General features: G+C 72.8%; 23 protein-coding genes and 1 other RNA gene. 12 read left to right on the plus strand and 12 right to left on the minus strand.

Features of this window, described 5'->3' with window-relative positions:
• The first annotated feature begins 62 nt into the window (after window positions 1-62).
• Entirely contained in the window at window positions 63-644 is a 582-nt protein-coding gene (locus H7827_RS22285; protein ID WP_200367493.1) for a TMEM165/GDT1 family protein, read from the plus strand.
• Here the strand turns inward: H7827_RS22285 and H7827_RS22290 are convergent.
• Both H7827_RS22290 and H7827_RS22295 read right to left on the minus strand, forming a co-directional pair.
• Window positions 623-1,318 (minus strand): HAD-IA family hydrolase, encoded by a 696-nt coding sequence (locus tag H7827_RS22290; RefSeq protein ID WP_432747100.1) that lies wholly within the window; start codon window positions 1,316-1,318, stop codon window positions 623-625. The genes H7827_RS22285 and H7827_RS22290 overlap by 22 nt on opposite strands.
• A gap of 132 nt (window positions 1,319-1,450) precedes the next feature.
• Window positions 1,451-3,493: an MDR family MFS transporter gene (locus H7827_RS22295; protein ID WP_386536474.1), complete on the minus strand. Its 2,043-nt coding sequence runs from the start codon at window positions 3,491-3,493 to the stop codon at window positions 1,451-1,453.
• Between the two features lie 382 nt (window positions 3,494-3,875).
• Here H7827_RS22295 and H7827_RS22300 point away from each other — a divergent pair, with 382 nt between their 5' ends.
• Complete coding sequence (locus H7827_RS22300; protein ID WP_432747101.1) at window positions 3,876-4,673, plus strand: peptidoglycan-binding domain-containing protein; 798 nt, start codon at window positions 3,876-3,878, stop codon at window positions 4,671-4,673.
• 91 nt (window positions 4,674-4,764) lie between these two features.
• Here H7827_RS22300 and H7827_RS22305 read toward each other — a convergent pair whose 3' ends face one another.
• Window positions 4,765-5,322, minus strand: a complete 558-nt coding sequence (locus tag H7827_RS22305) for a TetR/AcrR family transcriptional regulator (RefSeq protein ID WP_432748028.1) — start codon at window positions 5,320-5,322, stop codon at window positions 4,765-4,767.
• A gap of 91 nt (window positions 5,323-5,413) precedes the next feature.
• On the opposite strand from H7827_RS22305, the gene H7827_RS22310 reads away from it, so the two are divergent.
• Window positions 5,414-6,463, plus strand: a complete 1,050-nt coding sequence (locus H7827_RS22310; RefSeq protein ID WP_432747102.1) for a zinc-binding dehydrogenase — start codon at window positions 5,414-5,416, stop codon at window positions 6,461-6,463.
• Window positions 6,464-6,508: 45 nt separating this feature from the next.
• Here the strand turns inward: H7827_RS22310 and H7827_RS22315 are convergent, their stop codons facing one another.
• Together H7827_RS22315 and H7827_RS22320 are read right to left on the minus strand one after the other, a co-directional pair.
• Window positions 6,509-7,108 (minus strand): SCO2322 family protein, encoded by a 600-nt coding sequence (locus H7827_RS22315; protein ID WP_432747103.1) that lies wholly within the window; start codon window positions 7,106-7,108, stop codon window positions 6,509-6,511.
• 2 nt (window positions 7,109-7,110) lie between these two features.
• Complete coding sequence (locus H7827_RS22320; RefSeq protein WP_432747104.1) at window positions 7,111-8,538, minus strand: prenyltransferase/squalene oxidase repeat-containing protein; 1,428 nt, start codon at window positions 8,536-8,538, stop codon at window positions 7,111-7,113.
• A gap of 204 nt (window positions 8,539-8,742) precedes the next feature.
• Here H7827_RS22320 and H7827_RS22325 point away from each other — a divergent pair, with 204 nt between their 5' ends.
• The 3 genes from H7827_RS22325 (at window position 8,743) to H7827_RS22335 (ending at window position 11,908) form a co-directional block, all read left to right on the plus strand.
• A complete protein-coding gene (locus H7827_RS22325) occupies window positions 8,743-10,029 on the plus strand; it encodes a glycosyltransferase family 4 protein (protein ID WP_432747105.1) in 1,287 nt (428 codons plus the stop codon).
• 65 nt (window positions 10,030-10,094) lie between these two features.
• The gene (locus H7827_RS22330) at window positions 10,095-10,823 is read left to right on the plus strand and encodes a class I SAM-dependent methyltransferase (protein ID WP_030726433.1); all 729 of its coding nucleotides are present in this window, start codon (window positions 10,095-10,097) and stop codon (window positions 10,821-10,823) included.
• 47 nt (window positions 10,824-10,870) lie between these two features.
• Window positions 10,871-11,908 carry a prenyltransferase gene (locus tag H7827_RS22335; protein WP_432748030.1) on the plus strand — a complete coding sequence of 346 codons (1,038 nt, stop codon included), beginning with the start codon at window positions 10,871-10,873 and terminating at the stop codon, window positions 11,906-11,908.
• 85 nt (window positions 11,909-11,993) lie between these two features.
• On the opposite strand, the gene H7827_RS22340 is transcribed toward H7827_RS22335, so the two are convergent.
• The 3 genes from H7827_RS22340 to H7827_RS22350 all read right to left on the minus strand — a co-directional run bounded on the left by H7827_RS22340 (window position 11,994) and on the right by H7827_RS22350 (window position 14,987).
• Complete coding sequence (locus H7827_RS22340; RefSeq protein ID WP_432747106.1) at window positions 11,994-12,803, minus strand: DUF5336 domain-containing protein; 810 nt, start codon at window positions 12,801-12,803, stop codon at window positions 11,994-11,996.
• Window positions 12,804-12,998: 195 nt separating this feature from the next.
• Window positions 12,999-13,607, minus strand: coding sequence for a class I SAM-dependent methyltransferase (locus tag H7827_RS22345; RefSeq protein WP_432748031.1), 609 nt, complete (start codon window positions 13,605-13,607; stop codon window positions 12,999-13,001).
• A gap of 234 nt (window positions 13,608-13,841) precedes the next feature.
• The gene (locus H7827_RS22350; RefSeq protein WP_432747107.1) at window positions 13,842-14,987 is read right to left on the minus strand and encodes a hypothetical protein; all 1,146 of its coding nucleotides are present in this window, start codon (window positions 14,985-14,987) and stop codon (window positions 13,842-13,844) included.
• Between the two features lie 190 nt (window positions 14,988-15,177).
• Between H7827_RS22350 and H7827_RS22355 the strand changes: the two genes are divergently transcribed.
• The 3 genes from H7827_RS22355 to H7827_RS22365 are packed head-to-tail and all read left to right on the plus strand — an operon-like array spanning window position 15,178 to window position 18,016.
• Entirely contained in the window at window positions 15,178-16,044 is an 867-nt protein-coding gene (locus tag H7827_RS22355; protein WP_432747108.1) for a Nif3-like dinuclear metal center hexameric protein, read from the plus strand.
• The gene (locus H7827_RS22360) at window positions 16,041-16,784 is read left to right on the plus strand and encodes a zinc ribbon domain-containing protein (RefSeq protein WP_432748032.1); all 744 of its coding nucleotides are present in this window, start codon (window positions 16,041-16,043) and stop codon (window positions 16,782-16,784) included. Before H7827_RS22355 ends, H7827_RS22360 begins: the two co-directional genes overlap by 4 nt.
• On the plus strand, window positions 16,781-18,016 hold the full coding sequence (locus H7827_RS22365; protein WP_432747109.1) for a bifunctional RNase H/acid phosphatase: 1,236 nt from the start codon (window positions 16,781-16,783) through the stop codon (window positions 18,014-18,016). Before H7827_RS22360 ends, H7827_RS22365 begins: the two co-directional genes overlap by 4 nt.
• Before the next feature lie 19 nt (window positions 18,017-18,035).
• Here the strand turns inward: H7827_RS22365 and yaaA are convergent, their stop codons facing one another.
• Window positions 18,036-18,812: a peroxide stress protein YaaA gene (gene yaaA / locus H7827_RS22370; RefSeq protein WP_432747110.1), complete on the minus strand. Its 777-nt coding sequence runs from the start codon at window positions 18,810-18,812 to the stop codon at window positions 18,036-18,038.
• Window positions 18,813-18,878: 66 nt separating this feature from the next.
• On the opposite strand from yaaA, the gene rnpB reads away from it, so the two are divergent.
• An RNA gene (rnpB, locus tag H7827_RS22375) (RNase P RNA component class A) lies at window positions 18,879-19,287 on the plus strand.
• Between the two features lie 96 nt (window positions 19,288-19,383).
• On the opposite strand, the gene H7827_RS22380 is transcribed toward rnpB, so the two are convergent.
• On the minus strand, window positions 19,384-20,061 hold the full coding sequence (locus H7827_RS22380; protein ID WP_432747111.1) for a GOLPH3/VPS74 family protein: 678 nt from the start codon (window positions 20,059-20,061) through the stop codon (window positions 19,384-19,386).
• Between the two features lie 207 nt (window positions 20,062-20,268).
• Here H7827_RS22380 and H7827_RS22385 point away from each other — a divergent pair, with 207 nt between their 5' ends.
• A complete protein-coding gene (locus H7827_RS22385) occupies window positions 20,269-22,008 on the plus strand; it encodes a pyruvate dehydrogenase (protein ID WP_432747112.1) in 1,740 nt (579 codons plus the stop codon).
• A 28-nt stretch (window positions 22,009-22,036) separates the two neighbouring features.
• Here H7827_RS22385 and H7827_RS22390 read toward each other — a convergent pair whose 3' ends face one another.
• Window positions 22,037-22,999: an AraC family transcriptional regulator gene (locus H7827_RS22390; RefSeq protein ID WP_432747113.1), complete on the minus strand. Its 963-nt coding sequence runs from the start codon at window positions 22,997-22,999 to the stop codon at window positions 22,037-22,039.
• A gap of 122 nt (window positions 23,000-23,121) precedes the next feature.
• On the opposite strand from H7827_RS22390, the gene H7827_RS22395 reads away from it, so the two are divergent.
• Window positions 23,122-23,874: an SDR family NAD(P)-dependent oxidoreductase gene (locus tag H7827_RS22395; RefSeq protein ID WP_386538894.1), complete on the plus strand. Its 753-nt coding sequence runs from the start codon at window positions 23,122-23,124 to the stop codon at window positions 23,872-23,874.
• Window positions 23,875-24,016: 142 nt separating this feature from the next.
• Here H7827_RS22395 and H7827_RS22400 read toward each other — a convergent pair whose 3' ends face one another.
• On the minus strand, window positions 24,017-24,637 hold the full coding sequence (locus tag H7827_RS22400; protein WP_432748034.1) for a response regulator: 621 nt from the start codon (window positions 24,635-24,637) through the stop codon (window positions 24,017-24,019).
• Window positions 24,638-24,662: the final 25 nt, after the last annotated feature.

Below are 24,662 nucleotides of genomic sequence, written 5' to 3' on the forward strand. Positions count from 1 at the left end.
TCTCCCGCGGATTCCTCGGCACGGCCGTCGGCCCGTCCGATCCACCCTCATGAGGAATCCCCGTGTTCTCCCTGACTACCGCCGCCGTGGTCTTCGGCGTCATCTTCCTTGCCGAACTGCCCGACAAGACCGCGCTCGCCGGCCTGTTGCTGGGCACCCGCTTCCGTGCCTCCTACGTCTTCGCCGGGGTCGCTGCCGCCTTCGCCCTCCACGTGGTGCTGGCGGTGGCGGCCGGTTCGGTGCTCACCCTGCTGCCGCAGCGCCCGCTCCAGGCCGTCGTCGGCCTGCTCTTCCTGGGCGGCGGGCTCTATCTGCTGCGCAGCAAGGCGGAGGAGGACGAGGAGATCAAGGAGCCCACGAGCGCGTCCTTCTGGAAGGTCGCGGGCTCGGGCTTCATGCTCATCCTGGTCGCCGAGTTCGGCGATCTCACCCAGATCATGACCGCCAACCTGGCGGCCCGGTACGACGACTGGCTGTCGGTGGGTATCGGCGCGTTCGCGGCGCTGTGCGCGGTGGCCGGGATCGGCATCCTGGGCGGCCGGGCGCTGCTCAAGCGGGTGCCGATGCGGCTGATCACGCGCGTCGCGGCGTGCGTGATGCTGGTGCTGGCGGCCTGGAGCCTCTACGAGGCGATCGCCGGCTGAGCGTCCTCGACGACGAGCGTGAGGGTCAGGCCCTCACCGCCCGGCAGCGGGTCGACCGTCACGTGCTCCAGGGTGGGTACGGCCACGGTCGGCCCGTGGGCGGCGGCCCGCGGGCCGATCCCCACCACGCGCATCCCGGCGGCCAGACCGGCCGCGATGCCGGCGGCGGAGTCCTCGAAGACGACGCAGTCGGCCGGCGCCATGCCCAGTTCGGCGGCGCCCTTGAGGAAGCCCTCCGGGTCCGGCTTGCTGGCGCTGACCGACTCGGCGGTGATCCGGGGCCGCGGGATGCGCAGCCCGGCCGCCGTCATCCGGGCGGTGGCGAGCGCCACATCGGCCGAGGTGACCAGGGCGTGCGGCAGGGCTCCGGCCTCCAGGGCGGCCAGGAAGCGGTGGGCGCCGGGGATCGGCACGATGCCTTCGACGTCGCTGGTCTCGGCGGCGAGCATCCGCGCGTTGTCCGCGTGGTTCAGCTCCATCGGGCGGTCCGGCAGCAGCTCCGCCATGGTGGCGTACCCCTGCCGCCCGTGGACGACCCGCAGGACCTGCTCGAAGGGCACTCCGTGCTCCTCGCCCCAGGCCCGCCACAGCCGTTCGACCACCGCGTCCGAGTCCACGAGGGTGCCGTCCATGTCCAGCAGGAGGGCGCGGGCGGTGAGTGCGGCGGTCGGCATCGCGGAGCTCCAAACAGCGGACAGCACAAAACCCAGTGGCCCCGCCCGCAAGGTCGGGGAGCGGGCGGAACCACTTTGTTTTTCTACGATACAAAACGGAGCCCGGTCACCGCCAGCCCACCCCCGTACTCGTCAACGGTGTTCACCTCCCGGCCAGTCGCCGTTCGCCGCCCCCAGCTCGGCCGACAGCTCGCGCACCAGCACCTCCAGATCGTGCGGGCGGCCCGGACCCCACCAGTCGCCCAGCAGTGAGGCGAGTTCCTCCTCCTGGGCCCGCACCAGCGCGGCGGTCGTCGCCCGCCCCCGCGTCGTCGCGTGCAGATCCAGGCCCTCCCGCACCGCCTCGCCGCGCTCCTCCAGGGTGCGGGCGGCCCGCGTGATGACCTCGACCGGGACCCCGTGCCGGTCCGCGAGCAGCGCGGGCTCGGCCCGGCCGTCGCGGTGGATGCGCAGCAGCAGCCAGCAGGCCGCCGGTTCCAGGCCGGTGCCCGAACGGCGGGCCACGTTCTCGTACACCTCGCGCCGCCCCGCGTAACTGCCGAGCTTGGACAGCGCGCGCAGGCACTCGTCGTGCGAGGAGCGCACCACCGGGGTCGGCGGTACCGTCTGTGCCGCGTCCGGCGCCTGCACGCTGCGCCGCAGGGGTTCCTCGCGCAGCAGCCAGGCCAGCACGAAGCCGATCGCCATCACCGGCACCGCGTACAGGAACACGCTGGTGATGGCGGAGGAGTAGGAGTGCAGGACGTTGACGCGCAGCCCGTCGGGGAGCAGGGCGATGCCGCGCGGGTCGTGGAGCAGCGTGTCGCGGCTGACGCCGGGCGGCGGCGCGACGCCGCGCAGATCGGCGCTGAGCTTGTCGCCGAGCAGGCGCGTGAAGATGGTGCCGAACACCGCCACGCCGAAGGCGGCGCCGATGGAGCGGAAGAAGGTCACCCCGGCGGTGCCGACGCCGAGGTTCTCGTACCCCACGGCGTTCTGGACGGCCAGCACCATCACCTGGAGCACGCCGCCGATGCCCATGCCGAAGACGAGGAAGTACAGGCTCGTCTCCCAGGTGCCGCTGGAGGGGCTGAGGTTGTGGAGCAGGACCAGCCCGAGCGCGGTGACCGCGGTGCCGATGATCGGGTAGATCCTCCAGTGGCCGGTGTGGCTGATGAGCTGCCCCGAGAGGGTCGAGGTGAACAGCAGGCCCAGCACCATCGGCAGCAGATGGACCCCGGAGAGGGTCGGCGAGATGCCCTTCACCACCTGGAGGAAGGTGGGCAGGTAGGTGATCGCGCCGAACATCGCGAAGCCCACGATGAACGCGATGCCGCAGCACAGCGAGAAGGTGCGGATGCGGAAGAGGGACAGCGGCAGGACGGGTTCGGCGGCGCGCCCCTCGACCCGGATGAACAGGGCGAGGCAGAGCAGGCCGAGGACGGCGACGCCGGCGATCTGCCAGGAGGCCCAGGCCCAGGTGGAGCCGCCGAGCGAGGCGATCAGCACCAGGCAGGTGGCGACGGCGGCGACGAGGAAGGTGCCCGCGTAGTCGATGGTGTGGCGCCTGCGGCGGGCCGGGAGGTGCAGCACGAGGGCGATCACCACGAGGGCGACGGCGCCGACGGGGACGTTGATGTAGAAGACCCAGCGCCAGGAGAGCCGGTCCACGAAGAAGCCGCCCAGCAGCGGGCCGAGCACGCTGGTGGCGCCGAAGACGGCGCCGAACAGGCCCTGGTAGCGGCCACGGTCCCGGGGCGGTACGAGGTCGCCGACGATCGCCATCGACAGCGCGATCAGCCCGCCGCCGCCCAGACCCTGGAAGAAGCGGAAGGCGATCAGCTCGCCCATGTTCTGGGCCAGGCCGCACAGCGCGGAGCCGATCAGGAAGATCACGATGGCCAGCTGGAACAGCTTCTTGCGGCCCCACTGGTCCCCGAGCTTGCCCCACAGCGGCGTACCGGCGGTGGAGGCGAGGAGGTAGGCGGTGACCACCCAGGAGAGGTGGTTCAGGCCCCCGAGGTCGCTGACGATGGTCGGCAGGGCGGTGGCCACGATCGTCTGGTCCAGGGCCGCGAGGAACAGCCCGAGCATGAGGGTGCCGAGCGAGAGCCACAGGGCGGCACGGGAGCGGGTCTCCGGCTCGGGCGGTGGTGGAGGGCCGGCATCGGCGGGTGTCGCGGGCTGCGCCGTCATACGGGGCGTCGCCTCCTCGCGGGTTGGGGGAGTGGGGAGAGAGGGGGGGAGAAGGGGCGGGAGGGACAGAAGGGGCCGACTGCCCTTTTGGGCACGGACGCATGAGTGCTTGTAACGGACAGCTACGGTGTTCGATTCGTTCTGCACCATCTTGTCCGTAAATTCGGGTGCTGGCTTGTTGAACGAGAGACGGGCATCACTCGTACGGGTGGTGCATAATCGCTGCCAATCGAGGGGGAAGGGTGGCGCGATGTCCCAGGACGCCGACTGCCTGATATGCGGACGCCCGGCGGAACCCAGTGGGGAGCCCGCCTGCGGGTGTCTCACGCACTCGCTGTCACGTCCGGTACCCTCCTCCGTCACCGGTCCCGATCCGGCCGATGTGGCGCTGTTTTCGGTCGAGTCCCCGCCCCAGCAGCGCCGCGCGATGCCGCGGGTGCCCCTGCAGGCCACCCCGGAGGCCCGGGCCCAGGGCGCGCACCGCAAGCCCAGGCAGCGCACCCGGGCAGCCGCCGCCGCCGGCGGGGCGATGGCGGCGGCGGTGGTGGGCTGCACGGCGCTGGCCGCCTCGCTGATGGGCGGGCAGGGCCGCACCAACGAGGCCCTGGAGAAGAGCCAGGACGGCCCGATGATCTCCCTGCCGGACGGCGACCCGCTGCCGGACGGCGGAACGCTGCCCGACGGCGGTGACCGGTGGGATTACGGTCCCCCCGCGCCGCCGCCCTCGCCCTCCCCCGGGGCGGGGACGGAAGCGGACACCGGGAACGGCACCGACACCGGCCCGGACGCGGACGACGGCACCGTGCCGGTGCCCCCGCCGCCGCCCCCGCCGGTCACCGAGACCGGCGAACCGTCGCCGCCCGCCGAGCCCGCCCCGCCGCCCGCCCCCGAGGACCCTGACGAGCCGCCCGAGGAGACGCTCCCCTCCGAGCCGCTGCCCTCACCCGACCCGCCGGGCGGCGTGCTGCGGGAGGGCGACACCGGGGAGCAGGTGGTGGAGCTCCAGCAGCGGCTCCGCCAGCTGGGCTGGGTCTACGACGGGCCCGCGCACGGCACGTACGACGAACGGACCGCCGACGCGGTGGCCCGCTTCCAGATGGCGTACGGCGTGCAGGGGGACGAGTGGGGGGTGTACGGCGTGAACACCCGCCAGTCGCTGGAGCAGCACACGGCGCTGTAGGGCCTGGGCGTCCCGCGCCGAGGCCCATCCTTCGCCGGGTGATCGCGGGCATCCGGCCCGCCCGGCACGGCGGCATCCCGCCGACAGCGCTCTACCGGCCCGGCGATGTGCCGGCCCGCACCAGGGCGCGGGCCAGGCCGGCGGTCTCCGGAAGGGTGTCCAGCGCGAGGGGCTGCGTGGCGACGGCGCCCTCGTGCAGCACGAGGAGCCGGGTGGCGAGGGCGTCCGGGTGCGGGCAGCCCGCCGCGGTGGCGAGTTCCGCGAACAGGTCCCGCAGCCAGAGCTTCTGGCGCGCGGCGACGCGGTGCGCGGGGTGCGAGGGGTCCGGGAGCTCCGCCAGCGCGTTGATGAAGGCGCAGCCGCGGGTGTTGCTCCCGCTCCAGGTCCGCAGGGCCTCGAAGGGGGCGGTGACGGCCTCGGCCGGAGCGTCGCAGGCGTCGACGGCGGCCCGGACATGGGCCCGCCAGCGCCGGTCGCGTTCCGTGAGGTAGGCGGCCACGAGGTGCTCTTTCGAACCGAACCGGTTGTACAGCGTCCGCTTGGTCACACCGGAGTGCTCGGCGATCAGATCCACCCCGACCGCCGTGATGCCCCGGTGGTAGAACAACTCCTCCGCGGCCGCCAGAATGCGGCGGCCGGCGGGCGTCATGGGCCGCGCTTCGTCCACGACGGGCCCCCTTCACAGAACGGTGTACAGTGGGAGAAGTTCACCGATCAGTATACCTGAGGAGGTTCAAGCGATGAGTGCGTCCGATGTCATGCGAGCGGTCCGCATCACCAGGCACGGAGGGCCGGAGGTCCTTGAACTGACGGAGGTCCCCGTCCCCGCCCCCCGTGAAGGGGAGGTGCTGGTCCGGGTCGGCGCGGTGGCGCTGAACAACACCGACCTGTGGACGCGGGAGGGTGCCTACGGCCGCCCGGACGACCCCGGGGCGCTGTCGGGCTGGCGAGGCCCGATCGACTTCCCGCGCATCCAGGGCGCCGACGTGGCAGGCCGCGTCGTGGCCGTCGGGACCGGCGCACCCGAGGATCTGGTGGGGCGCCGGGTGGTCGTCGACCCCGCGATCTACGACACCGAGGGGCCGGACGCCAACCCGGTGGGCCTGATGGGGAGCGAACGCGACGGCGGATACGCCGAGTACGTGACGGCGCCGGTGAAGCGGGTGCACGACGTGACGGAATCCCCGCTCACGGACGAACAGCTCGCGACGCTGCCGACCGCCTACGGCACGGCGCTGGGCATGATCGAGCGAGGCCGGCTGCGCGAGGGCGACACCGCACTGGTCTCGGGAGCGTCCGGCGGGGTGGGCATCGCGCTGGTGCAGATCGCCCGCGCGCGCGGCGCCAGGGTGATCGCCATCAGCAGCGGAACCAAGATCGACGCGGTACGCGAGGCGGGCGCGCACGACGTCATCGACCGCGCGGGAGACATCACCGGGCAGCTCCGCGCCGCCGCCCCGCAGGGCATCGACGTCGCACTCGATGTCGTGGCGGGCGAACTGGTCGCCGAAGGACTCCCGCTGCTGCGCGAAGGAGGCCGGTGGGTCATCGCCGGAGCGCTCGGTGGCTACGGAGTGGCCTTCGACGTACGCCGGCTCTACCTGCACAACGCCCAGGTCATCGGCTCCGCGATGCACACACCCGCACACTTCGACCTCCTCATGGACCTGGCGCGCCGGGCGGAGGTACAGCCCGTCGTCGCCGCGAGCTTCGCCCTGGAGCAGGCCGCCCGGGCGCAGGAGGAACTCTCCCGCAGAGGACACGTGGGAAAGATCGTCATGCGGCCCTGAGGTCGTACGCGCGCGGACGCGGGTCAGGAACGGTCGCGGACGCGGTCAGGAAGGGTCGCGGCGGCGGGCGCGCCACAGACCGGCCACCGCCAGCACCGCCACCGCCGACAGCGCCGCGATCACCGGCAGCGGTGAGGCGCCGTCGTCGCTCTCGCTCGCGGTGTCCTCGCTCGCGGCGGGCGCCGCCTCACCGCAGCCGGTCTCCGGATAGCCGGTGATGCCGCACAGCATGCCGTTGGAGGCGTAGCGCAGCGGCTCGGCCACCGCCGCCAGGGCGGTGGCGGCCGTCGTTCCGGCCGCGTCCGGGGCGCACGCCGTACGGGCGTCCGGGGCGCCGTCCGCCGTGCCGAAGTCGATGACCACCGCCACCCCGGCCGGATCGCCGGGGCAGATCTCCGCGTGCTCGGTCGCGCCGCGCGGCGCGACCGGTGCGGCCGTCGCGTTCTCGCTCGTCGTGAAGTGGAAGCCGACCACCTCACCCTCGGCGACGCGCGCCGTGCCCGGTCCCTCCGCCGCGTACGCCCAGCTGCCCGAGCCCGCGTCCCACTGCCAGAACGACCAGTAGGCGTAGCTCGCCGCCCACGCCTTGGCGGGCAGGCACAGCAGGAGCAGCAGGGCGGCGGACAGCGCCAGCGCGCGCCGCACCGTTACTCCTCGTCCTTCTTCGGCGCGGGGGACTCGGGCCTCTCCTGCTTCCGCTCCGGCTGCTCCTGCTCGGGTTCGGTCGGCTCCTGGGCTTGCCCCTGCTCGGGGGCGGACTGCCCCTGGTCCGGCTCCGCCGTCGCGGTCCGCGCCTGCTCGGGGGCGGGCGCGGCCTTGCGCCGCATGCTCATGACCACGCCGATGCCGATCCCGATGGCCAGCCCGATCAGCAGCACCCACACCAGCGAGCCGGAGCCGCTGTCCTCCGTGGACGAGGCCGGGTCGGTGGCCATGCCCGCGCCGTCCGGGGCCGGGCCGAGCAGCGACAGCTCGCTGATCAGGTCCGTCCCGCCGAAGCTCTCCGGCGCCGTGCCCGTCGCGTGCGCGGCCAGCACCAGGGTGCCCACCGCCGCCGGGTTCGCCGCGTAGTCGGCCCAGCCGCCGTGGTGCTCGCGCAGCCAGTCGAGAACGGCCTGGGCCGACTCGCTGTGCCCGGCCGCGGCCAGGGCGATCACCGTACGGGCGGTCGAGCCGAAGTCCGGCTGCTCCTCCGCGCCGGGGAAGGCCGTGACCAGGTGCTGGCCGCCCGCCTCAAGGCGTGCGGTGAGGTAGGCGGCGCCCGCCGACGCGGCGGTCCGCGGGGTGAGTTCGCCGACCGGTTCGCCGCCGTCGCACTCCAGCGCCACCGGCGCGGTGTCGGTGCCGGGGGCGTCGCCCTCCGCCGGCGTGCTCGGTGTCACCAGCAGCCCGGCGCCCTGCAGGGCCAGTACCACGTCCACCGTCGCCGCGTCGTTCACCGTCAGCGCGCCCGAGTCCAGGTCCGGCTGCCAGGCGAACCCGCCGCGCTCGGCGGCCGGCGCGGTGCAGCCCAACTGCATCCCGGCCAGCGCGTCGTACGGGCTCGCGTCGCCCCGTACGACCTCCGCCGGGTCCGTGCCCGCCGCCGTCAGCGCCGAGACGACCACGGCGGTGGAGCTGGCATCGCTGGCGCCGCCCGGGTTGTAGCTCCAGCCGCCGTCCGGGTTCTGCACCCCGGTCAGCCAGTTCACCGTTCCGGCGACGGCCTCGTCGTGGCCGCCGAGCGCGGCCAGCGCCTGGAGCGCCATCGCCGTCGCGTTGGAGTCGGCCAGCGTCACATCGGCGCACGCCTCGCCCTCCGGGTCGGCCCGGTAGGACAGGAACGAGCCGTCCGTGCACTGCTGTTGCAGCAGCCACTCCACTGCCTCGGGCGCCGGCGTGTAGCCCGCCGCGTCCTGGGCGAGCAGCGCGACCGACTGCCGCCACACCCCGTCGTACGACGGGTCGGCGGAGCCGAACAGGGCGTCGGGGAGGGCGTCGTCCGCGGCGGGCGCGGCGACGGCACCCCACGGTGTGGTCAGGGCGATCACGGCGGCGCCGGCCAGGGCCAGGGCGCCGCGGCGCGGGAGATGCATCTGCGCTATGCCTTTCTGCGGACGGTCGGCCCACTCTATCCGCCCGGTTTCAGCCGCTTTCCCGCACGTCCGCGCCCCACTCACGGGCCGGCACGTGGTGTTCATCACCTTCCCCGGCTACGACCCGTTCGTGGTGGGCAGGCTATGTTTCTCCGGAACCTTGTGACTTACCCGTGAGTAGCCGCTTGACCGAGGGGGCCGGGCGTGACCGCAGAGGCAGGCGTGGACCGCCCACTGAGCATCGCGTTGCTGACCTACAAGGGCAACCCCTTCTGCGGCGGCCAGGGCGTGTACGTGCGGCACCTCTCCCGCGAACTCGCCGCGCTCGGCCACCGGGTCGAGGTCATGGGCGCCCAGCCCTACCCCGTCCTGGACTCCCTCGGCGAGGGCGTCACCTTCACCCCGCTGCCCAGCCTCGACCTGTACCGGCAGCCCGACCCGTTCCGCAGTCCGCGCCGCGACGAGTACCGGGACTGGATCGACCGCCTGGAAGTCGCCACCATGCGCACCGGCGGCTTCCCCGAGCCGCTCACCTTCTCGCTGCGCGCCCGCCGCGCCCTCGCGGCCCGCGCCGCCGACTTCGACGTGGTGCACGACAACCAGACCCTCGGCTACGGACTGCTCGGACTGCCGGGACGCCTCGGCCTGCCACTGGTCACCACCATCCACCACCCCATCACGGTGGACCGCCGCCTGGAACTGGCCGCCGCCCCCACCCGGGGCCGCCGCATGTCGCTGCGCCGCTGGTACGGCTTCACGCGCATGCAGAAACGTGTCGCCCGCCGGCTGCCGTCCGTCGTCACCGTCTCCGGCTCCTCCCGGCAGCAGATCATCGACGACCTCGGGGTCCGCCCCGACCGCGTCCGGGTCGTGCCCATCGGCGCCGACACCCGCGTCTTCCACCCCGACCCGGCCGTCCCCGAGATCGCGGGACGCATCGTCACCACCTCCAGCGCCGACGTCCCCCTCAAGGGACTGATCCACCTCATCGAGGCGCTCGCCAAGGTCCGCACCGAACACCCCACCGCCCACCTGGTGGTGGTCGGCTCGCGCCCCCCGGCCGGCAGCCCGGTGGCCGACGCCATGGACCGCTTCGGCTTCGAAGAGGGCAGCGGAGCCGTCGAGTTCGTCAAGGGCATCAGCGACACCGAACTCGGTGACCTGGTGCGCGGCGCCCAGGTCGCCGCCGTGCCCTCCCTGTACGAGGGGTTCTCGCTGCCCGCCGCCGAGGCCATGGCCACCGGCACCCCGCTGGTCGCCACCACCGGCGGCGCCATCCCCGAGGTCGCGGGTGCGGACGGCGAGACCTGCCTGGCCGTACCGCCCGGTGACGCCGGCGCGCTCGCCGCCGCCCTCGGCCGGCTGCTGGCGGACCGCGACCTGCGGGCGCGCATCGGCGCCGCGGGACGCGAGCGCGTGCTGGCCCGTTTCACCTGGCGGCAGGCCGCCATCGGGACGGTCGAGCGCTACCGCGCCGCCGTCACCGCCTGACCCGGTCCCGATCCTGACCCGATCAGGGATTGATCGCACAGAACCACAGCCGAAGGAGCCGCCCGGTGCTGACCGTGGACTTCACCCGCTTCCCGATCGCCCCGGGGGACCGCGTCCTGGATCTGGGCTGCGGCGCGGGACGGCACGCCTTCGAGTGTTACCGGCGCGGTGCCCACGTCGTCGCCCTGGACCGCAACGGCGAGGAGGTCCGCACGGTGGCCGGCTGGCTCGCCGCCATGCGGGAGGCGGGCGAGGCCCCGGCCGCGGCGAGCGCCGTCGCCATCGAGGGCGACGCGTTCGCGCTGCCGTTCGCCGACGCCACCTTCGACGCCGTCATCATCTCCGAGGTCATGGAGCACATCCCCGACGACAAGGGCGTCCTGGCCGAACTGGTGCGGGTGCTCAAGCCGGGCGGCCGGATCGCCGTCACCGTGCCCCGGTACGGCCCCGAGCGGGTGTGCTGGGCGCTCAGCGACGCCTACCACCAGGTCGAGGGCGGCCACATCCGCATCTACCGGCCGCGCCAACTGCTCGCCCGCGTCCGGGAGGCCGGCCTGCGCCCGTACGGCAGCCACTGGGCGCACGCCCTGCACTCGCCGTACTGGTGGCTGAAGTGCGCCTTCGGCGTGGACAACGACAAGGCGCTGCCGGTGCGCGCGTACCACAAGCTGCTCGTGTGGGACATCATGAAGAAGCCGCTGGCGACCCGGCTCGCCGAGGACCTGCTCAACCCGCTCATCGGCAAGAGCTTCGTGGTGTACGCGACCAAGCCCCGGCGGCAGGTGCGCGCGTGAGCGGCAAGGACACCGGGCACGGCACGGAACGGCTCGTGCTGCCCGGTGTGTTCACCGCCGAGCAGGCCGCCGGCACCGCAGCCGCCATCGCCGGGATCCAGCGCGCGGACGGCGCCATACCGTGGTTCCGGGGGCACCACCTGGACCCGTGGGACCACATCGAGGCCGCCATGGCACTGGACGCGGCCGGCGACCACCGCCGCGCCGCCGCCGCCTACCACTGGCTCGCCCGCCACCAGTTGCCGGACGGCTCCTGGTACGCGGCGTACGCCGACGGCGACGCCACCCGGCCCACCGACCGGGGCAAGGAGACCAACTTCTGCGCCTACGTGGCGGCAGGGGTCCTGCACCACTATCTCGCCACCGGGGACGAGGAGTTCCGGGAACGGATGTGGCCCGTGGTGTACGCGGCCGTCGAATTCGTACTGGAACTCCAGCGCGAGGGAGGCGAGATCGGCTGGCGCCGGGACCCGGACGGCAGTGCCTGCGACGGGGCCCTGCTCACCGGCTGCTCCTCGATCCACCAGGCGCTGCGCTGCGCGCTCGCCCTGGCCGAACTGCGGGACGACCCGCAGCCGGACTGGGAACTGGCCACCGGGCGGCTCGGACACGCGCTGCGGCACCACCCCGAGTGCTTTCTCGACAAGTCGAGTTACTCGATGGACTGGTACTACCCGGTGCTCGCGGGCGCGCTGCGCGGCGCGGCGGGGCTGGCCCGGATCGAGGACCGCTGGCCGGAGTTCGTGGTCGAAGGGCTCGGCGTGCGCTGCGTGTCCACCAACCCGTGGGTGACGGGCGGGGAGAGCGCCGAGCTGGCGCTGGCCCTGTGGGCGGTCGGCGACAGCGAGCGGGCCGCGCGCGTCCTGCGCTGGATCGGGCATCTGCGGGCGCCGGACGGGCTGTACTGGACCGGGTACGTGTACGCGGACGAAGCGATCTGGCCGCGCGAACGCACCGCGTGGACGGCCGGCTCCGTCCTGCTGGCGGTGGCCGCGCTGACCGGCGACGAGGCCACCGGGGCCGTCTTCGGCGGTGCGGGGCTGCCGCGCGGCCTGGAGGCCGAGGAGTGCTGCGACCGGTCCTGAACACAGCCGAGGGCGGCGGGCCGTTGCCGGCCCGCCGCCCTCGTGTGTCTGTCTGCCAGACCTGCTTACGGCCTCACGGCCCGACTCAGCCGCGCTGGATCCCGGAGGTGTCCTGGAGCACGCCGCGACGGCCGTCCTGGGTCTGGGCGACCAGCGCCTGACCGCGCTGCTCGACGGCCAGGTACCAGGTACCGGGCGCCAGCTCGGCGACCGGGTTCGGCGCACCGTTCTCGTCGTACAGCGGGCGGGCGGCGGGCACGGCGAACCAGAACGGCTGGAAGTTCGGGTCGGCGGCGGCCGGCTGCTGCACGGCGCTCACACCGGGCTGCGAACCGTACGGAGGCTGCTGGGCACCCGGGCCGGGGTAGCCGTAACCGGCCTGCGGCTGACCGGGCTGGGGCTGACCGGGCTGCGCGCCGTACGCCTGCGGCTGACCGTAGGCGGACGGCGGGGCCTTGGGGCCACCGGCGGGGATCAGCGGCGCCTGGAGCGCGGGCACCATCGGGGTGGCGATGGCGACACCTGCGAGGATCAGGGTGGCGATGAACGCGAGCACGAAGCCCACGCCCTTGTCGATTCCGTCCGGGCCGCCGGTCATGGTCCAGAACGCGGCCCAGAACGAGGTCACCGACAGAGCGATGCCCCACTGGTTCAGCTTCAGCCCGGCGAACTCCTTGTCCGCCTGCGGCAGGAAGCGCGAACCGACGATCAGGCCACCGCCGATGATGCCGGCCAAGTAGATCGAGGGCAGCGCCGGGAACCAGTCGGAGGACCAGCCGTTCCAGCTGGGACCACCTTCCGAGTACGTGTACAGGTCGAGAAATGAGGCGATGAAGAGCAGGACCGCTGCTCCGATCACTCCAGCGTCGCCTCGGGTGAGTGAGCGGTTGTTCACATCAGATCCTTCGTCGTCTTGTCGGTCTCGTCGTCATGGTCTGGTCAGACACTAGGCGGGCCCATCGTACGGATGAAGTCCGCCGCCGGTCCGTGGGGAGGGCTGATCTGTTTCCCAGACGGCACGCTTGTGATGTTGTCGTGACTTTCCCCACAGCGTCCGAACATCGCGTGCCGGGAAGGTCCTTCCACCTGCTCAGACGCGGTCGGAAACAGTCCGCCGCAGAACCCGCAGCGAACGGCACACGGAGACCTCCGCGAAGGCCCCCGAGTCCACCGCCCGCCGCCAGATCCGGTACGGGGCCTGGCCGCCGTCCGCCGGGTCGGGGAACACGTCGTGGATGACCAGCAGGCCGTCCACCGCCAGCTGCGGCACCCAGCTCTCGTAGTCCTCCACGGCCTGGGCGTCGGAGTGCCCGCCGTCGATGAACACCAGGCCGTACCGTCCGCCGCCGCCCCCGCCCAGGGCGCGCGCCGCCCGGGCCGAGCCGCCGACGACGGCCACCACGTACTCCTCCACGCCCGCCTCGGCCAGGGTGCGCCGGAACAGCGGCAGCGTGTCCATCCGCCCGGGATCCGCCGGGTCGGCGGTCGCCGGATCGTGGTACTCCTCGCCCGGCTGCTGTTCCTCGCTGCCGCGGTGGTGGTCCACGGTGACCGCGACCGTACCGGCCGCGCGCGCGGCGTCCGCGAGCAGCAGGGTGGACCGGCCGCAGTAGCTGCCGATCTCCAGCAGTGGCAGCCCCAGCCGGGCGGCGGCCCGCACGGCGGCGCCGTGCAGCGCCCGGCCCTCGTCCAGCGGCATGAAACCCCTGGCCCGCCGGACGTGGTCAAAGATGTCCGTGGTGTCCTCGGCTTCGGACACATCGTCCCCCTACGGTCCCCGTTGCCCGCCCCCGCGAGCTGTCCGTGGCCACCATGCTGCACCATCCCGCCGACAGCCGCGCCCCGGGGTCCCGGCACGGACCGGCCGGACCGCCGGAAGCACCCGCCCGACCGACCCACCGGCCCACCGCGCCGTGCGAACCCGGCGGCCCGATCAGTCGGTCCGGGCCAGCGGCGAGTGGTGCAACGGCACGGGCTTGGTGACGCCCTGGTTCGCCGGCGCCGCGGACGCCGGCGGCCCGTGCCCTCCGGGCGCCTCCTGCCCACCGGGCACGTACGGCACCGCCGTCTCCGGCGCGGGCCGCAGCGGCTGCGGCTCGGGGACCGGCACCAGCACCCGCTCCAGGCCCCACGGCAACTCCTCCGTCGCGTACGGCAGCAGCAGTTCCCCGGCCGCCGTCCACCGCCCGACGCCCGCCAGCCAGCCCTCCGGTGCCGCTATCGGCTGCACCTCGCGCTGCTGCGCCCGCCACACCGCCACCCACCGCACGCCGACCTCGGGCGCCGACAGCTCCAGCGCCACCGCGCACGCCTCGGGCGTCAGCATCTGCCCCGGCTGCACGGCGAAGGGTCTTATCGCCACACCGTCCGGGTGCAGCGCCTCGGGGAAGCGCACCGGCAGCCGGCTGCCGAGCACGCCCCATCCGATGCGGTCCTCGCCCGGGGCGTCGGAGACGACCATCAGCAGCCCGCTGTCCGGGTCGGCCAGCAGCAGCCGGTCGTTGCTGTGCTCGGTGATCCGCAGCAGCTCGCTCGGGAGCCCGCCGCCCTCCACGTCCACCGTCACCGTGCGGGTGTGACCGGTCGCCGGGTCCGTGCGGTCCAGGGCCAGCAGCCGGCCGCCCGCGTCCAGCCAGGCGCCGCCCGAGCAGTGGCCAGGGACCCGCGTCACCGGCTCGGGCCCGAACGCCCCGCCGCACACCAGCCACAGCGCCGTCTCACCGGCCGCGTCGTCCGCCATCAGCGCGTACACCCGCGCCCCGTCGGGCGCCGGCGGCAGCAGCCGCAGCGCTCCCGACGACTCCAGGGCGCCCAGCGGCAGTTCGCCGGTCTCGGGCCCGGAGGGATAGAGCAGCGCCAGGTGGTAGTGGCCGTCCGCGTAGCGGGCGATCAGCACCCGGCCGTCCGCGAGCGGCTGCACCGGGCTGTCCGGCTCCTCCGGCTGGCCGGCGGGCAGCGGAACGGCGTACGGTTCGGGACCGTCCAGCGTCCAGCGTTCCGTGTACCAGGCGTCTTCCGCCCCGCCCGGGGCCCGTACGAGCCGGGCGGCGTACGATCCGTCCGCCGCGATCGACATCATGAAATCGCTCACCTCCAGGCCAGGACGGTAGATTTCGCGCGCCGACCGAACAACCCGCCGTGCTCCGCTTCACGCATAAGGGTGACCCAGCGGGGTTTGCAAGATCAACCTGGGTGGGGTGTGCATCGGCCGGACCGGGCCGGGGCCGCACCGGAAACCGGGCGGGCGCGGGGCCGGGTAGCCTGAGCGCGTGCCGCCCGTACTCTCCGATGTCATCTCCGCGCTCGACGCTCTGTGGCCCCCCGCGCTGGCCGAGGACTGGGACGCCACGGGCCTGGTCTGCGGCGATCCGCAAGCCCCCGTCTCCCGCGTGCTGTTCGCCGTCGACCCGGTCCAGGAGATCGCGGACGAGGCGATCGAACGCGGCGCCCAGCTGCTCATCACCCACCACCCCCTGTATCTGCGCGGTACCACTTCGGTGGCCGCCGACACCTTCAAGGGGCGCGTGGTCCACCAGCTGATCAAACACGATGTGGCGCTGTTCGTCGCCCACACCAACGCCGATCGCGCCGACCCGGGCGTCTCCGACGCGCTCGCCGGCGCCCTTGATCTGCGGGTCACCGGGCCCCTGATCCCCGATCCCACCGACCCGTCCGGACGGCGCGGACTCGGCCGGATCTGCGCGCTCGACCGGCCGCTGACCCCCGCCGAGTTCGCCCGGTACGCCGCCGAGCGGCTGCCCGCCACCGCGCAGGGCGTCCGCGTGGCCGCCGACCCGGCCGCCCCCGACCGCCCGATCCGTACGGTCGCGGTCTGCGGCGGCAGCGGGGACAGCCTCTTCGCGGCGGTCCGGGCGGCCGGCGTCGACGCGTACGTCACCGCCGACCTGCGGCACCACCCCGCCTCCGAGGCCCGCGAGCACACCGGGCTGACCCTGGTGGACGCCGCGCACTGGGCCACCGAATGGCCCTGGTGCGCGCTGGCCGCCGCCGAACTGGACGCGGTCTCCGAACGGCACGGCTGGGGGCTGCGCACGCACGTCTCCCACCGGGTCACGGACCCCTGGACCGCGCACGCATCATCCGACCCCAACACCACCCCGGGAGCCCCCAACTGAAAGCCGCGCCCGTCGATCAGATCCGGCTGCTCGACGTCCAGGACCTGGACGTCCGGCTCACGCAGCTCGCGCACCAGCGCAAGAACCTGCCCCAGCACGCCGAGATCCGCGCCCTGGAGGGCGAACTGACCCAGCAGCGCTCGCTGCTGGTGGCCGCCCGCACCGAGAGCAGCGACACCGCCCGCGAGCAGGCCAAGGCCGAGGCGGACGTCGACCAGGTACGCAAGCGGGCCGCCCGCGACCAGGAGCGGCTGGACTCGGGCCTGGTCACCAACCCCAAGGACCTGTCCGGGCTGCAGAGCGAGATCGTCTCGCTCTCCCGCCGCCAGGACGACCTGGAGACCGTCGTCCTGGAGGTCATGGAGCGGCAGGAGGCCGCCGAGGCGCGCGCCGCCGAACTGGCCACCGCCGTCACCGACCTGGAGGCCAGGGAGGCGGAGCTGGTCGAGCGCCGCGACGAGGCGCTGTCCGTCATCGACGCCGAGGAGGACACCGTCCGCAAGCAGCGCGAGCGGATCGCGGAGGGCGTGCCCGCCGACCTGCTGAAGCTGTACGACCGGCTGCGCGAGAAGCAGGGCGGGGTCGGCGCGGCGCGGCTGTACCAGCGGCGTTGCGAGGGCTGCCGCCTGGAACTCGATGTCACGGTGGTGAACGAGGTGAAGGCCGCCGCCGCCGACGATGTCGTGCGCTGTGAGAACTGCAGCCGCATCCTGGTCCGTACCCCCGAGTCCGGCCTGTGAGCCGCCGCTTCATCGTGGAGGCGGACGGCGGGTCCCGGGGCAACCCGGGCCCGGCCGGGTACGGCGCGCTGGTGCTGGACGCCGCCAGCGGTGAAGTGCTGGCGGAGACCGCCGAGTCGATCGGCAGGGCGACCAACAACGTCGCCGAGTACCGGGGGCTGATCGCCGGCCTGCGGGCGGCGCACGCGCTGGACCCGTCCGCCACCGTCCTGGTGCGGATGGACTCCAAGCTGGTCGTCGAGCAGATGTCGGGCCGCTGGAAGATCAAGCACCCCGACATGCGGCCGCTGGCGGTGGAGGCCCGCGACATCTTCCCCTCGGGCGCGGTGCGTTACGAGTGGATCCCGCGCGAGCGCAACAAGCACGCCGACCGGCTGGCGAACGAGGCGATGGACGCGGCGGCCAAGGGCCGCAGCTGGCAGCCCTCCGAGTCGAAGGCACTGACCGCCGAACCCGCCGTACGGGACCGGCCCGAGCCCACCCAGCCCGAGGCGGCCACCGTCGGCACCCCGGCCGTGGGCTGGGGCGCGGATCAGGGCCCCGGCACGACGTTCGTGCTGCTGCGGCACGGCGAGACGGCGCTGACCCGCGAGAAGCGGTTCAGCGGCAGCGGCAGCACCGGGGACGCCGACCCCGAACTGGCCCCGGCCGGAGTGCGGCAGGCCGAGGCGGCGGCGGTGGCGCTGGCCGCCGCGCCCCAGGGCCGGCGGATCGAGGCGATCGTCGCCTCCCCGCTGCGCCGCTGCCGGCAGACGGCACAGGCCGTCGCCGACCGGCTCGGCCTGGAGGTGCGGATCGAGGCGGGGCTGCGCGAGACCGACTTCGCCGCCTGGGAGGGCCTGACGTTCGCCGAGGTGAACGAGCGGCACCCGCAGGACCTGGCGCGCTGGCTCGCCTCGGCCCAGGCCGAACCCACCGGCGGCGGCGAGAGCCTCACGGCCGTGGCGCGGCGTACGGCGCTGGCCCGGGACAAGATCATGGCCCGGTACGCGGGCCGGACGGTGCTGCTCGTCTCGCACGTCACGCCGATCAAGTCGCTGCTGCGGCTGGCGCTCGGCGCGCCGACCGAGGCGATGTTCCGGATGGAGCTGTCCCCGGCGGCGCTGTCCGCGGTGACGTACTACAACGACGGGCACGCCTCGATGCGGCTGTTCAACGACACCGCGCACCTGCGGACGGCGGACGGGGCCGGCCCGCTCGGCCCGTACGCGGCGGCCCCCGCCTGGCGCTGAGCGCGGGGGCCGGGGCCGCTCAGACCTGGTCGACCACGATGTCGAGCTGCCGGTCGTCGCCGGCCGGCCGCTCCACCGTGTGGCCGAGGTCGCGCAGCGCGGCGGTCAGTTCCGGGAGGGTGCCGGGCAGCTCGCCCGCGCTCAGCAGTTCCCGCACCACCCGGCCCTTGGTGGCCTTGTTGAAGTGGCTGACGACGGTCCGGGTCGGGGCGTGCAGCACCCGCACGGTGACGGTGCGCGCCGCGAGCTCGCCGGTGGGCTTCCACATGCCGCGGTAGGCGGCCGAGCGCAGGTCGAGCAGCGGGCCGCCGTCCGCCTCGGCTGCGGGCTCCAGGGCCTCGGCGAGCGGGCGGCGCCAGTAGGCGGGCAGGCCGCCGAGCGCGGGGAGCCTGACCCCGGCGCCCAGGCGGTAGGAGGGGATGCGGTCCGTCACGCGCAGCGCGCCCCACAGCCCGGAGAAGATCAGCAGCGATTCCCCGGCCCGCCGCCGGGCCGCGGGCTCCAGGGTGCCGAGCCCGAGCGCGTCGTACAGCACGCCGGTGTACACCTCGCCGGCCGGTGCGGCGGGGGCGGTGCGCAGGGCGGCGTTCTTGGTGATCTCGCCGGCCAGCCGCTCGCCGAGCCCCAGGATGGTGCGCGCCTTGTCCGGGTCGGCGGCGCACAGGGCGGTCAGCTCGTTCAGCACCGTCTCGCGGGCCGCCGTCAGCGCGGGCAGGGACAGCGCCTGAGGCTCGACCGGCTCCCCGCGTTCGGGGCCGGCGGCCTTGCCCTCGGACGGTGGCAGCAGTACGAGCACGATCGGGTCTCCTCTGTGGGGCGCAAAGCAGCAGGGTACGCCGGGTAGGGTGGGAGGTGCGGCAGACGAGTCGCGCGGGCGGTCGCGTTGGTGTCCGGTTCAGGCCGGGTGCCGCCGAGGAACGTCCGGGCTCCACAGGGCAGGGTGGTAGGTAACGCCTACCTGGGGCGACCCACGGGACAGTGCCACAGAAAACAGACCGCCGGGGCCGTGCGAACGGCACCCGGTAAGGGTGAAACGGTGGTGTAAGAGACCACCAGCGACCGGGGTGACCCGGCCGGCTCGGTAAACCCCACCCGGAGCAAGGTCAAGAAGGGGCCATCGGCGATGGCCTCGCGCGGATGACTGAGGGCGGCCCGCCCGAGTCCGCGGGTAGACCGCTGGAGGCTGTCGGCGACGGCAGCCCTAGATGGATGACCGCCACCCACCCCTCCGGGGGCGGGAACAGAACCCGGCGTACAGCCCGACTCGTCTGCCGTCTCTCCGGGGGCGACGCCTCACCGCGGCCGCCACGGTCGGCGGCGGTGCGCCACATCTCCAGCGGTTTCTCCGGCCGCGCCGGAATGCCGCCTCAGCCGGCGGCGCTGGTCGCGGCGACGGCGCTTCCTACCGTGATCGCCACCACCGTGCGCGTCACGGCGGCGTTGACCGCGTCCGCTCCCCAGGCTCCCTTCTCGTATTCCTTCGCGCGCTCGTAGACCTTCCCCGACCACGGAATGGCGGGGTGGAGGCTGGGCAGACCGCCACTGGCGGAGATGAGCCCGATCAGCACCGCGGTACGGTCGCTGGGCGTCCTCCCGTCCACCAGCGCGGCGCGTACCTCCCGCAGGAGTTCGGCCTTGTGCCGGGTATCCGCCACGGACAGGGACGTCGTGTGGAATAGGCCCAGCCTCCGCTTGCGCTCCCGGCTCACCATGCCCCGGTCGACGAGTCGGTCCAGGACCGTGCCGCGCAGTTCCCCGCCGATCTCGACAAGGAGCGTCTGGACGCCTCGTGTGCGTTCGGCGGTCTTCTCGTACGCGTCCCGGAGCAGCGGGTCCTCGATCGAACGGCCCGAAACGGCGTGCACCTTGAGGCCGGTCAGCCCCGTGTCGCCGTCAGCGGCCGTCACATGGCCGCGAAGGGCGAGCTCGGCCAGTACGGCCCCTCCGAGCGTGTAATACAACGTACCTTCGCCGCCGATCGCCCCGGATGTGTCGTCCATCAGCGTGAGCAGCAGATCCTCGACGATCAACATCTCTTCCCGCATGGCTTCTCCTTGAGCGGTGCCGTTCACCCTTGCCCGGTCCTTGGCCGATGTTGCCCTGGGGGATGAGTTTCGCCATCCCCGTGACCGAGAAGGCGGTCGATATGAACTGTCCTCTCCGCATCCACTTTATGGTGGATGCATCAACTATATTGACGATGTCGATCGTTGTGTGCGACAGGTGTACAGCCCGAGGGGAGAGGTCCGACGATGCGGAATCCGACGGTGGCCCAGCAGATGGTGGACGTTCTGCGCCAGGCGGGCGTGGAGCGGATCTACGGCGTGGTGGGGGACAGTCTGAACTCGGTGGTCGACGCCGTGCGTCGCACCGATGGCATCGAGTGGGTGCATGTACGCAACGAGGAGGCCGCCGCCTTCGCCGCGGCGGCGGAGGCACAGTTGACCGGCAGGCTCGCGGTGTGTGCCGGAAGCTGCGGCCCCGGGAACACGCATCTGATCCAGGGACTGTACGACGCGCACCGCTCCGGTGCGCCCGTGCTGGCACTCGCCTCGCACATCCCGTCCCACCAGATCGGGACCGGCTTCTTCCAGGAGACCCACCCGGAACGGCTGTTCACCGACTGCAGCGACTACTGCGAGATGATCAGTACGCCCGAGCAGATGCCCCGGGTTCTGCGGATCGCCATGCAGCGGGCCCTGGGCCGCAGCGGGGTGTCGGTCCTGGTGATACCGGGAGATGTCACGCATGAGAAGGCGGCCCATCCCACGGGGAACAGCGATCTGGTCACGGAGCACGGCCGGGTCCTCGCGCCGGACACCCAGGTTCGGGCGCTGGCCGAGAAGCTGAACGCGGCGCGCAAGGTGATGCTGTTCTGCGGTGCGGGAGTGCGGGACGCGCATGCCGAGGTCATGGCGCTCGCCGAGAGGACCGCCGCTCCCGTCGGTCACTCCCTGCGGGGCAAGGAGTGGATCCAGTTCGACAATCCGTATGACGTGGGCATGAGCGGTCTGCTCGGCTACGGCGCCTGCTTCGACGCGATGCACGAGGCCGATCTGGTCGTCCTGCTCGGCACCGACTTCCCGTACAACGACTTCCTGCCGCAGGCGCGGACCGTGCAGATCGACCACGACGCCGGCCGCCTCGGCCGTCGCACCGTGCTGGAACTCGGGGTGCACGGCGACGTCCGGGAGACGCTGCGGGCTGTGCTGCCGCAGGTCACGGCGGAGCGGGACCGTACCTATCTGGACCGGATGCTGCGCAAGCATGCCAAGTCGCTGGAGACCGTGGTCTCCGCCTACACCCGCGACGTCGGGCGGCACACCCCGATCCACCCTGAGTACGCGGCCTCGGTCCTGGACGAACTCGCCGCCGAGGACGCGGTGTTCACCGTGGACACCGGTATGTGCAACGTGTGGGCGGCGCGCTATCTGACCCCCAACGGGCGGCGCCGGGTGATCGGTTCGTTCCTGCACGGCACGATGGCCAACGCACTGCCGCACGCCATCGGCGCGCAGTTCGCCCATCCCGGCCGCCAGGTGATCTCGATGTCGGGTGACGGCGGACTGGGCATGCTCATGGGCGAGTTGCTCACGGCGAAGCTGCACGATCTGCCGGTGAAGACGATCGTCTTCAACAACTCTTCTCTGGGGATGGTGAAGCTGGAGATGCTGGTCGAAGGGCTGCCCGAGCACGAGACCGACCACGGGCCGGTGGACTACGCGGCGATCGCCCGCGGCGCAGGCATCGAGGCCGTCCGGATCGAGCGCCCCGAGGATGTCGTCGAAGGGATCAAGAGTGCGCTTGCCCATGACGGACCGTTCCTGCTGGACCTGGTGACCGACCCCAACGCGCTGTCGATCCCGCCGCACATCTCGGCTGCCCAGGTCAAGGGATTCACCTTCGCCGCGGGCCGGACGGTGCTCGACGGGGGTGTCGGCAGGATGCTGGACCTGGCCCGCTCCAACCTGCGTAACATTCCCCGCCCTTGAACGGGTCACCGCCCTCCGGGGTCCGGCCTCACGATCCCGGCGCCGCCGGTACCGCGGTGGAGTGCGCCGACTGCCGTATCCGGTTCCGGAACTGGGCGGGTGACGAGCCGACCACGCGGCGGAACGCGGTACTGAACGCGCTCTCGGAGAGGTAGCCGGTGGCCCGCGCCAGCTCGGAGATCGACAGGGAGTCACGGGCCAGGGCGTCGCGCGCGAGGCTCATGCGCCATTGGATCAGGTACTCCAACGGCGGGATTCCGACATGGCTCTTGAAGGCCTGGGCGAACGCGGAACGCGACATGTGGCTGATCTCGGCGAGTTCCCTCAGGCTCCAGGAGTGGGCCAGATCCGCGTGCAGCGCCCGCAGGGCGGCACCGATGCCGTCCTCGTTCAGGGCACCCAGCCAGCCGGTGGGCCGGTCCGTCCGACCGGCGTGAGCCCGCAGCATGTGCACGAGAAGGATCTGTGCGAGGTGGTTCTGCACCAGCGGGCCGCCGGCGGCGCAGACCCCGACCTCGGTGGCCAGGAGATCGATCAGCTGCGCGAGCCGCCCGCCATGGGGATCGCCCACGCGGACGATCACCAGCGGCGGCAGAAGATCGGTCAGGAGGGCCGCGTTCTGGTCGTCGAACGCGATGTGACCGACGCACAGGTAGAGGTCCTCCTCGGGCTCGGGGCCGATCCGCACGAAACCGTCCTCGGCACCCGCCCACACCCGCTCCGCCGGGCGCGGGCTCGCGTCGGGTGTGCTGGCCAGCACGTAGGGCGGCGGGTTGCCCAGCATGAAGGTGTCGCCCTCGCGCACGGGCACCGGTTCGTGCCCATCGAGGATCAACCAGCATGTGCCGCGCACGAGGCCACCGATCCGCACGTGCGGGAACGTGTCGAAGCTCAGTGCCCACTCGCCCGCGGCCCGCAGACTCGGCCCGATCACCGTGCGGGGCCGGAGCAGGCCGATCGCGTCGGCCACCGGATCCCGGAATCCGAGCATCCACGCCACCTCCTGGACGATACGTAAAGAAACTCGGACTGTGCATCATGGATCGTACTCCCGAACTTCCGCAGTATCGATGTCGAACGGATCGGCACCGAGAGAGCGATGGAGACATCACCATGGGACAGCTGGAAGGCAAGACGGCGGTGGTCACCGGGGGCAGCAGTGGTATCGGTCTGGCCACCGCCGTACGGCTGGCGGACGAGGGTGCGTACGTGTTCGTCACCGGGCGACGCGAGGCCGAACTGGAGGCCGCCGTCAAGACCGTCGGAGCGGACCGGGCCACCGCGGTCGCCGGCGACATCGCGAACCTGGAGGACCTGGACCGACTCTACGAGGCGGTACGGGCGCGAGGCCAGGGCCTGGACGTCCTGGTGGCGAACGCGGCGATCGGTTCGTTCATGACGCTGGAGCAGACCACCGAGGAGCACTTCGACCAGACCTTCGCGGTCAACGCCCGAGGCACGCTGTTCACGGTGCAGAAGGCGCTGCCGGTGCTCAACGACGGAGCCTCGATCGTCATGGTCGGTTCGACGGCCGCCGACCGCGGTATGGAGGCGTTCGGCGCGTACGCGGCGTCGAAGGCGGCCGTCCGGTCCTTCGCGCGGACCTGGTCAACCGAGCTCAGGGGCCGCGGGATCCGGGTCAACGTGGTATCGCCGGCGTGGATCGAGACCCCCGGGGGCACCGCAGCCTTCGGCGACGAGGAGACCGCCCGGGCCATCAAGGAGAAGGTCGCCGCGACCGTGCCCAAGGGCCGCATGGGCAGGCCCCAGGAGGCCGCCGCGGTCGTGGCCTTCCTGGCCTCGGAACAGAGCGGCTATGTCGTCGGCTCGAACGTCTACGTCGACGGCGGCGAGAACCAGACCTGAGGCACCACACGGCGGGTGGCGTCCGGAACGGCCCGGCCGCCACGCCGCTTCCGGCGCCCGCGCCTCGCGGCGTTCGGACGTACCGCCGCACCGCGGACGGCCCGCGGCAGCACGACGCATGCTCATGAGCCTTCCGTCCGCGTCAGTTGACGACGCCGTGCTCCCATGCCCACGCGGCGATCTCCACGCGGTTGCGGGCCCGCAGTTTGTCCTGGATCCGGCTCAGGTGGCTCTTCACCGTGCTCAGGGAGAGGGTCAGCTCCTGCGCGATCTCGTTGTTCGTACGCCCCCGCGCCACGAAGCGGACGATCTTGTGCTCCTGCGGGCTCAGCCGCTGTGCGGCGGCCGGGTTCTCGGCGTGCCGCGGTGGGCTCAGGTGCTCCAGCAGCCGCACGGTGACGGACGGGGAGATGAGGGAGTCCCCCCGGGCCGCGGCGTGCACGGCCTCGATCAGCAGCCGGGGCCCGGAGTTCTTGACCACGAAGCCGTTCGCGCCGGCGCGCAGCGCACGGTACACGTACTCATCGAGGTCGAAAGTGGTCACGATGACGATCCTCGTGTCGTCCGTCGCGTTCCCCGGCGTCCGCCGGAGCAGCCGGGTGGCCTCGATCCCGTCCAGCTTCGGCATCCGGATGTCCATGAGACACACGTCGGGGCGCAGCCGGCGCACCACCTCGACAGCCTCCACACCGTCGGACGCCTCACCGATCACGGATATCTCGTCCTGCGCCTCCAGGATCAGGCGGAAACCCGTCCTCACCATCTCCTGGTCGTCGGCGATCACTACG

The organism is Streptomyces sp. JH002 (assembly GCF_050916115.1).
GTDB lineage: Bacteria > Actinomycetota > Actinomycetes > Streptomycetales > Streptomycetaceae > Streptomyces > Streptomyces xiamenensis.

Coding starts and splice junctions, on each gene's coding strand:
- H7827_RS22385 (WP_432747112.1), top strand. CDS start 20,269: ATGCGGAATCCGACGGTGGCCCAGCAGATGGTGGACGTTCTGCGCCAG.
- H7827_RS22350 (WP_432747107.1), bottom strand. CDS start 14,987: ATGATGTCGATCGCGGCGGACGGATCGTACGCCGCCCGGCTCGTACGG.
- H7827_RS22305 (WP_432748028.1), bottom strand. CDS start 5,322: ATGACGCCCGCCGGCCGCCGCATTCTGGCGGCCGCGGAGGAGTTGTTC.
- H7827_RS22400 (WP_432748034.1), bottom strand. CDS start 24,637: ATGGTGAGGACGGGTTTCCGCCTGATCCTGGAGGCGCAGGACGAGATA.
- H7827_RS22295 (WP_386536474.1), bottom strand. CDS start 3,493: ATGACGGCGCAGCCCGCGACACCCGCCGATGCCGGCCCTCCACCACCG.
- H7827_RS22310 (WP_432747102.1), top strand. CDS start 5,414: ATGAGTGCGTCCGATGTCATGCGAGCGGTCCGCATCACCAGGCACGGA.
- H7827_RS22390 (WP_432747113.1), bottom strand. CDS start 22,999: ATGCTCGGATTCCGGGATCCGGTGGCCGACGCGATCGGCCTGCTCCGG.
- H7827_RS22380 (WP_432747111.1), bottom strand. CDS start 20,061: ATGCGGGAAGAGATGTTGATCGTCGAGGATCTGCTGCTCACGCTGATG.
- H7827_RS22320 (WP_432747104.1), bottom strand. CDS start 8,538: ATGCATCTCCCGCGCCGCGGCGCCCTGGCCCTGGCCGGCGCCGCCGTG.
- H7827_RS22290 (WP_432747100.1), bottom strand. CDS start 1,318: ATGCCGACCGCCGCACTCACCGCCCGCGCCCTCCTGCTGGACATGGAC.
- H7827_RS22395 (WP_386538894.1), top strand. CDS start 23,122: ATGGGACAGCTGGAAGGCAAGACGGCGGTGGTCACCGGGGGCAGCAGT.
- H7827_RS22345 (WP_432748031.1), bottom strand. CDS start 13,607: ATGCCGCTGGACGAGGGCCGGGCGCTGCACGGCGCCGCCGTGCGGGCC.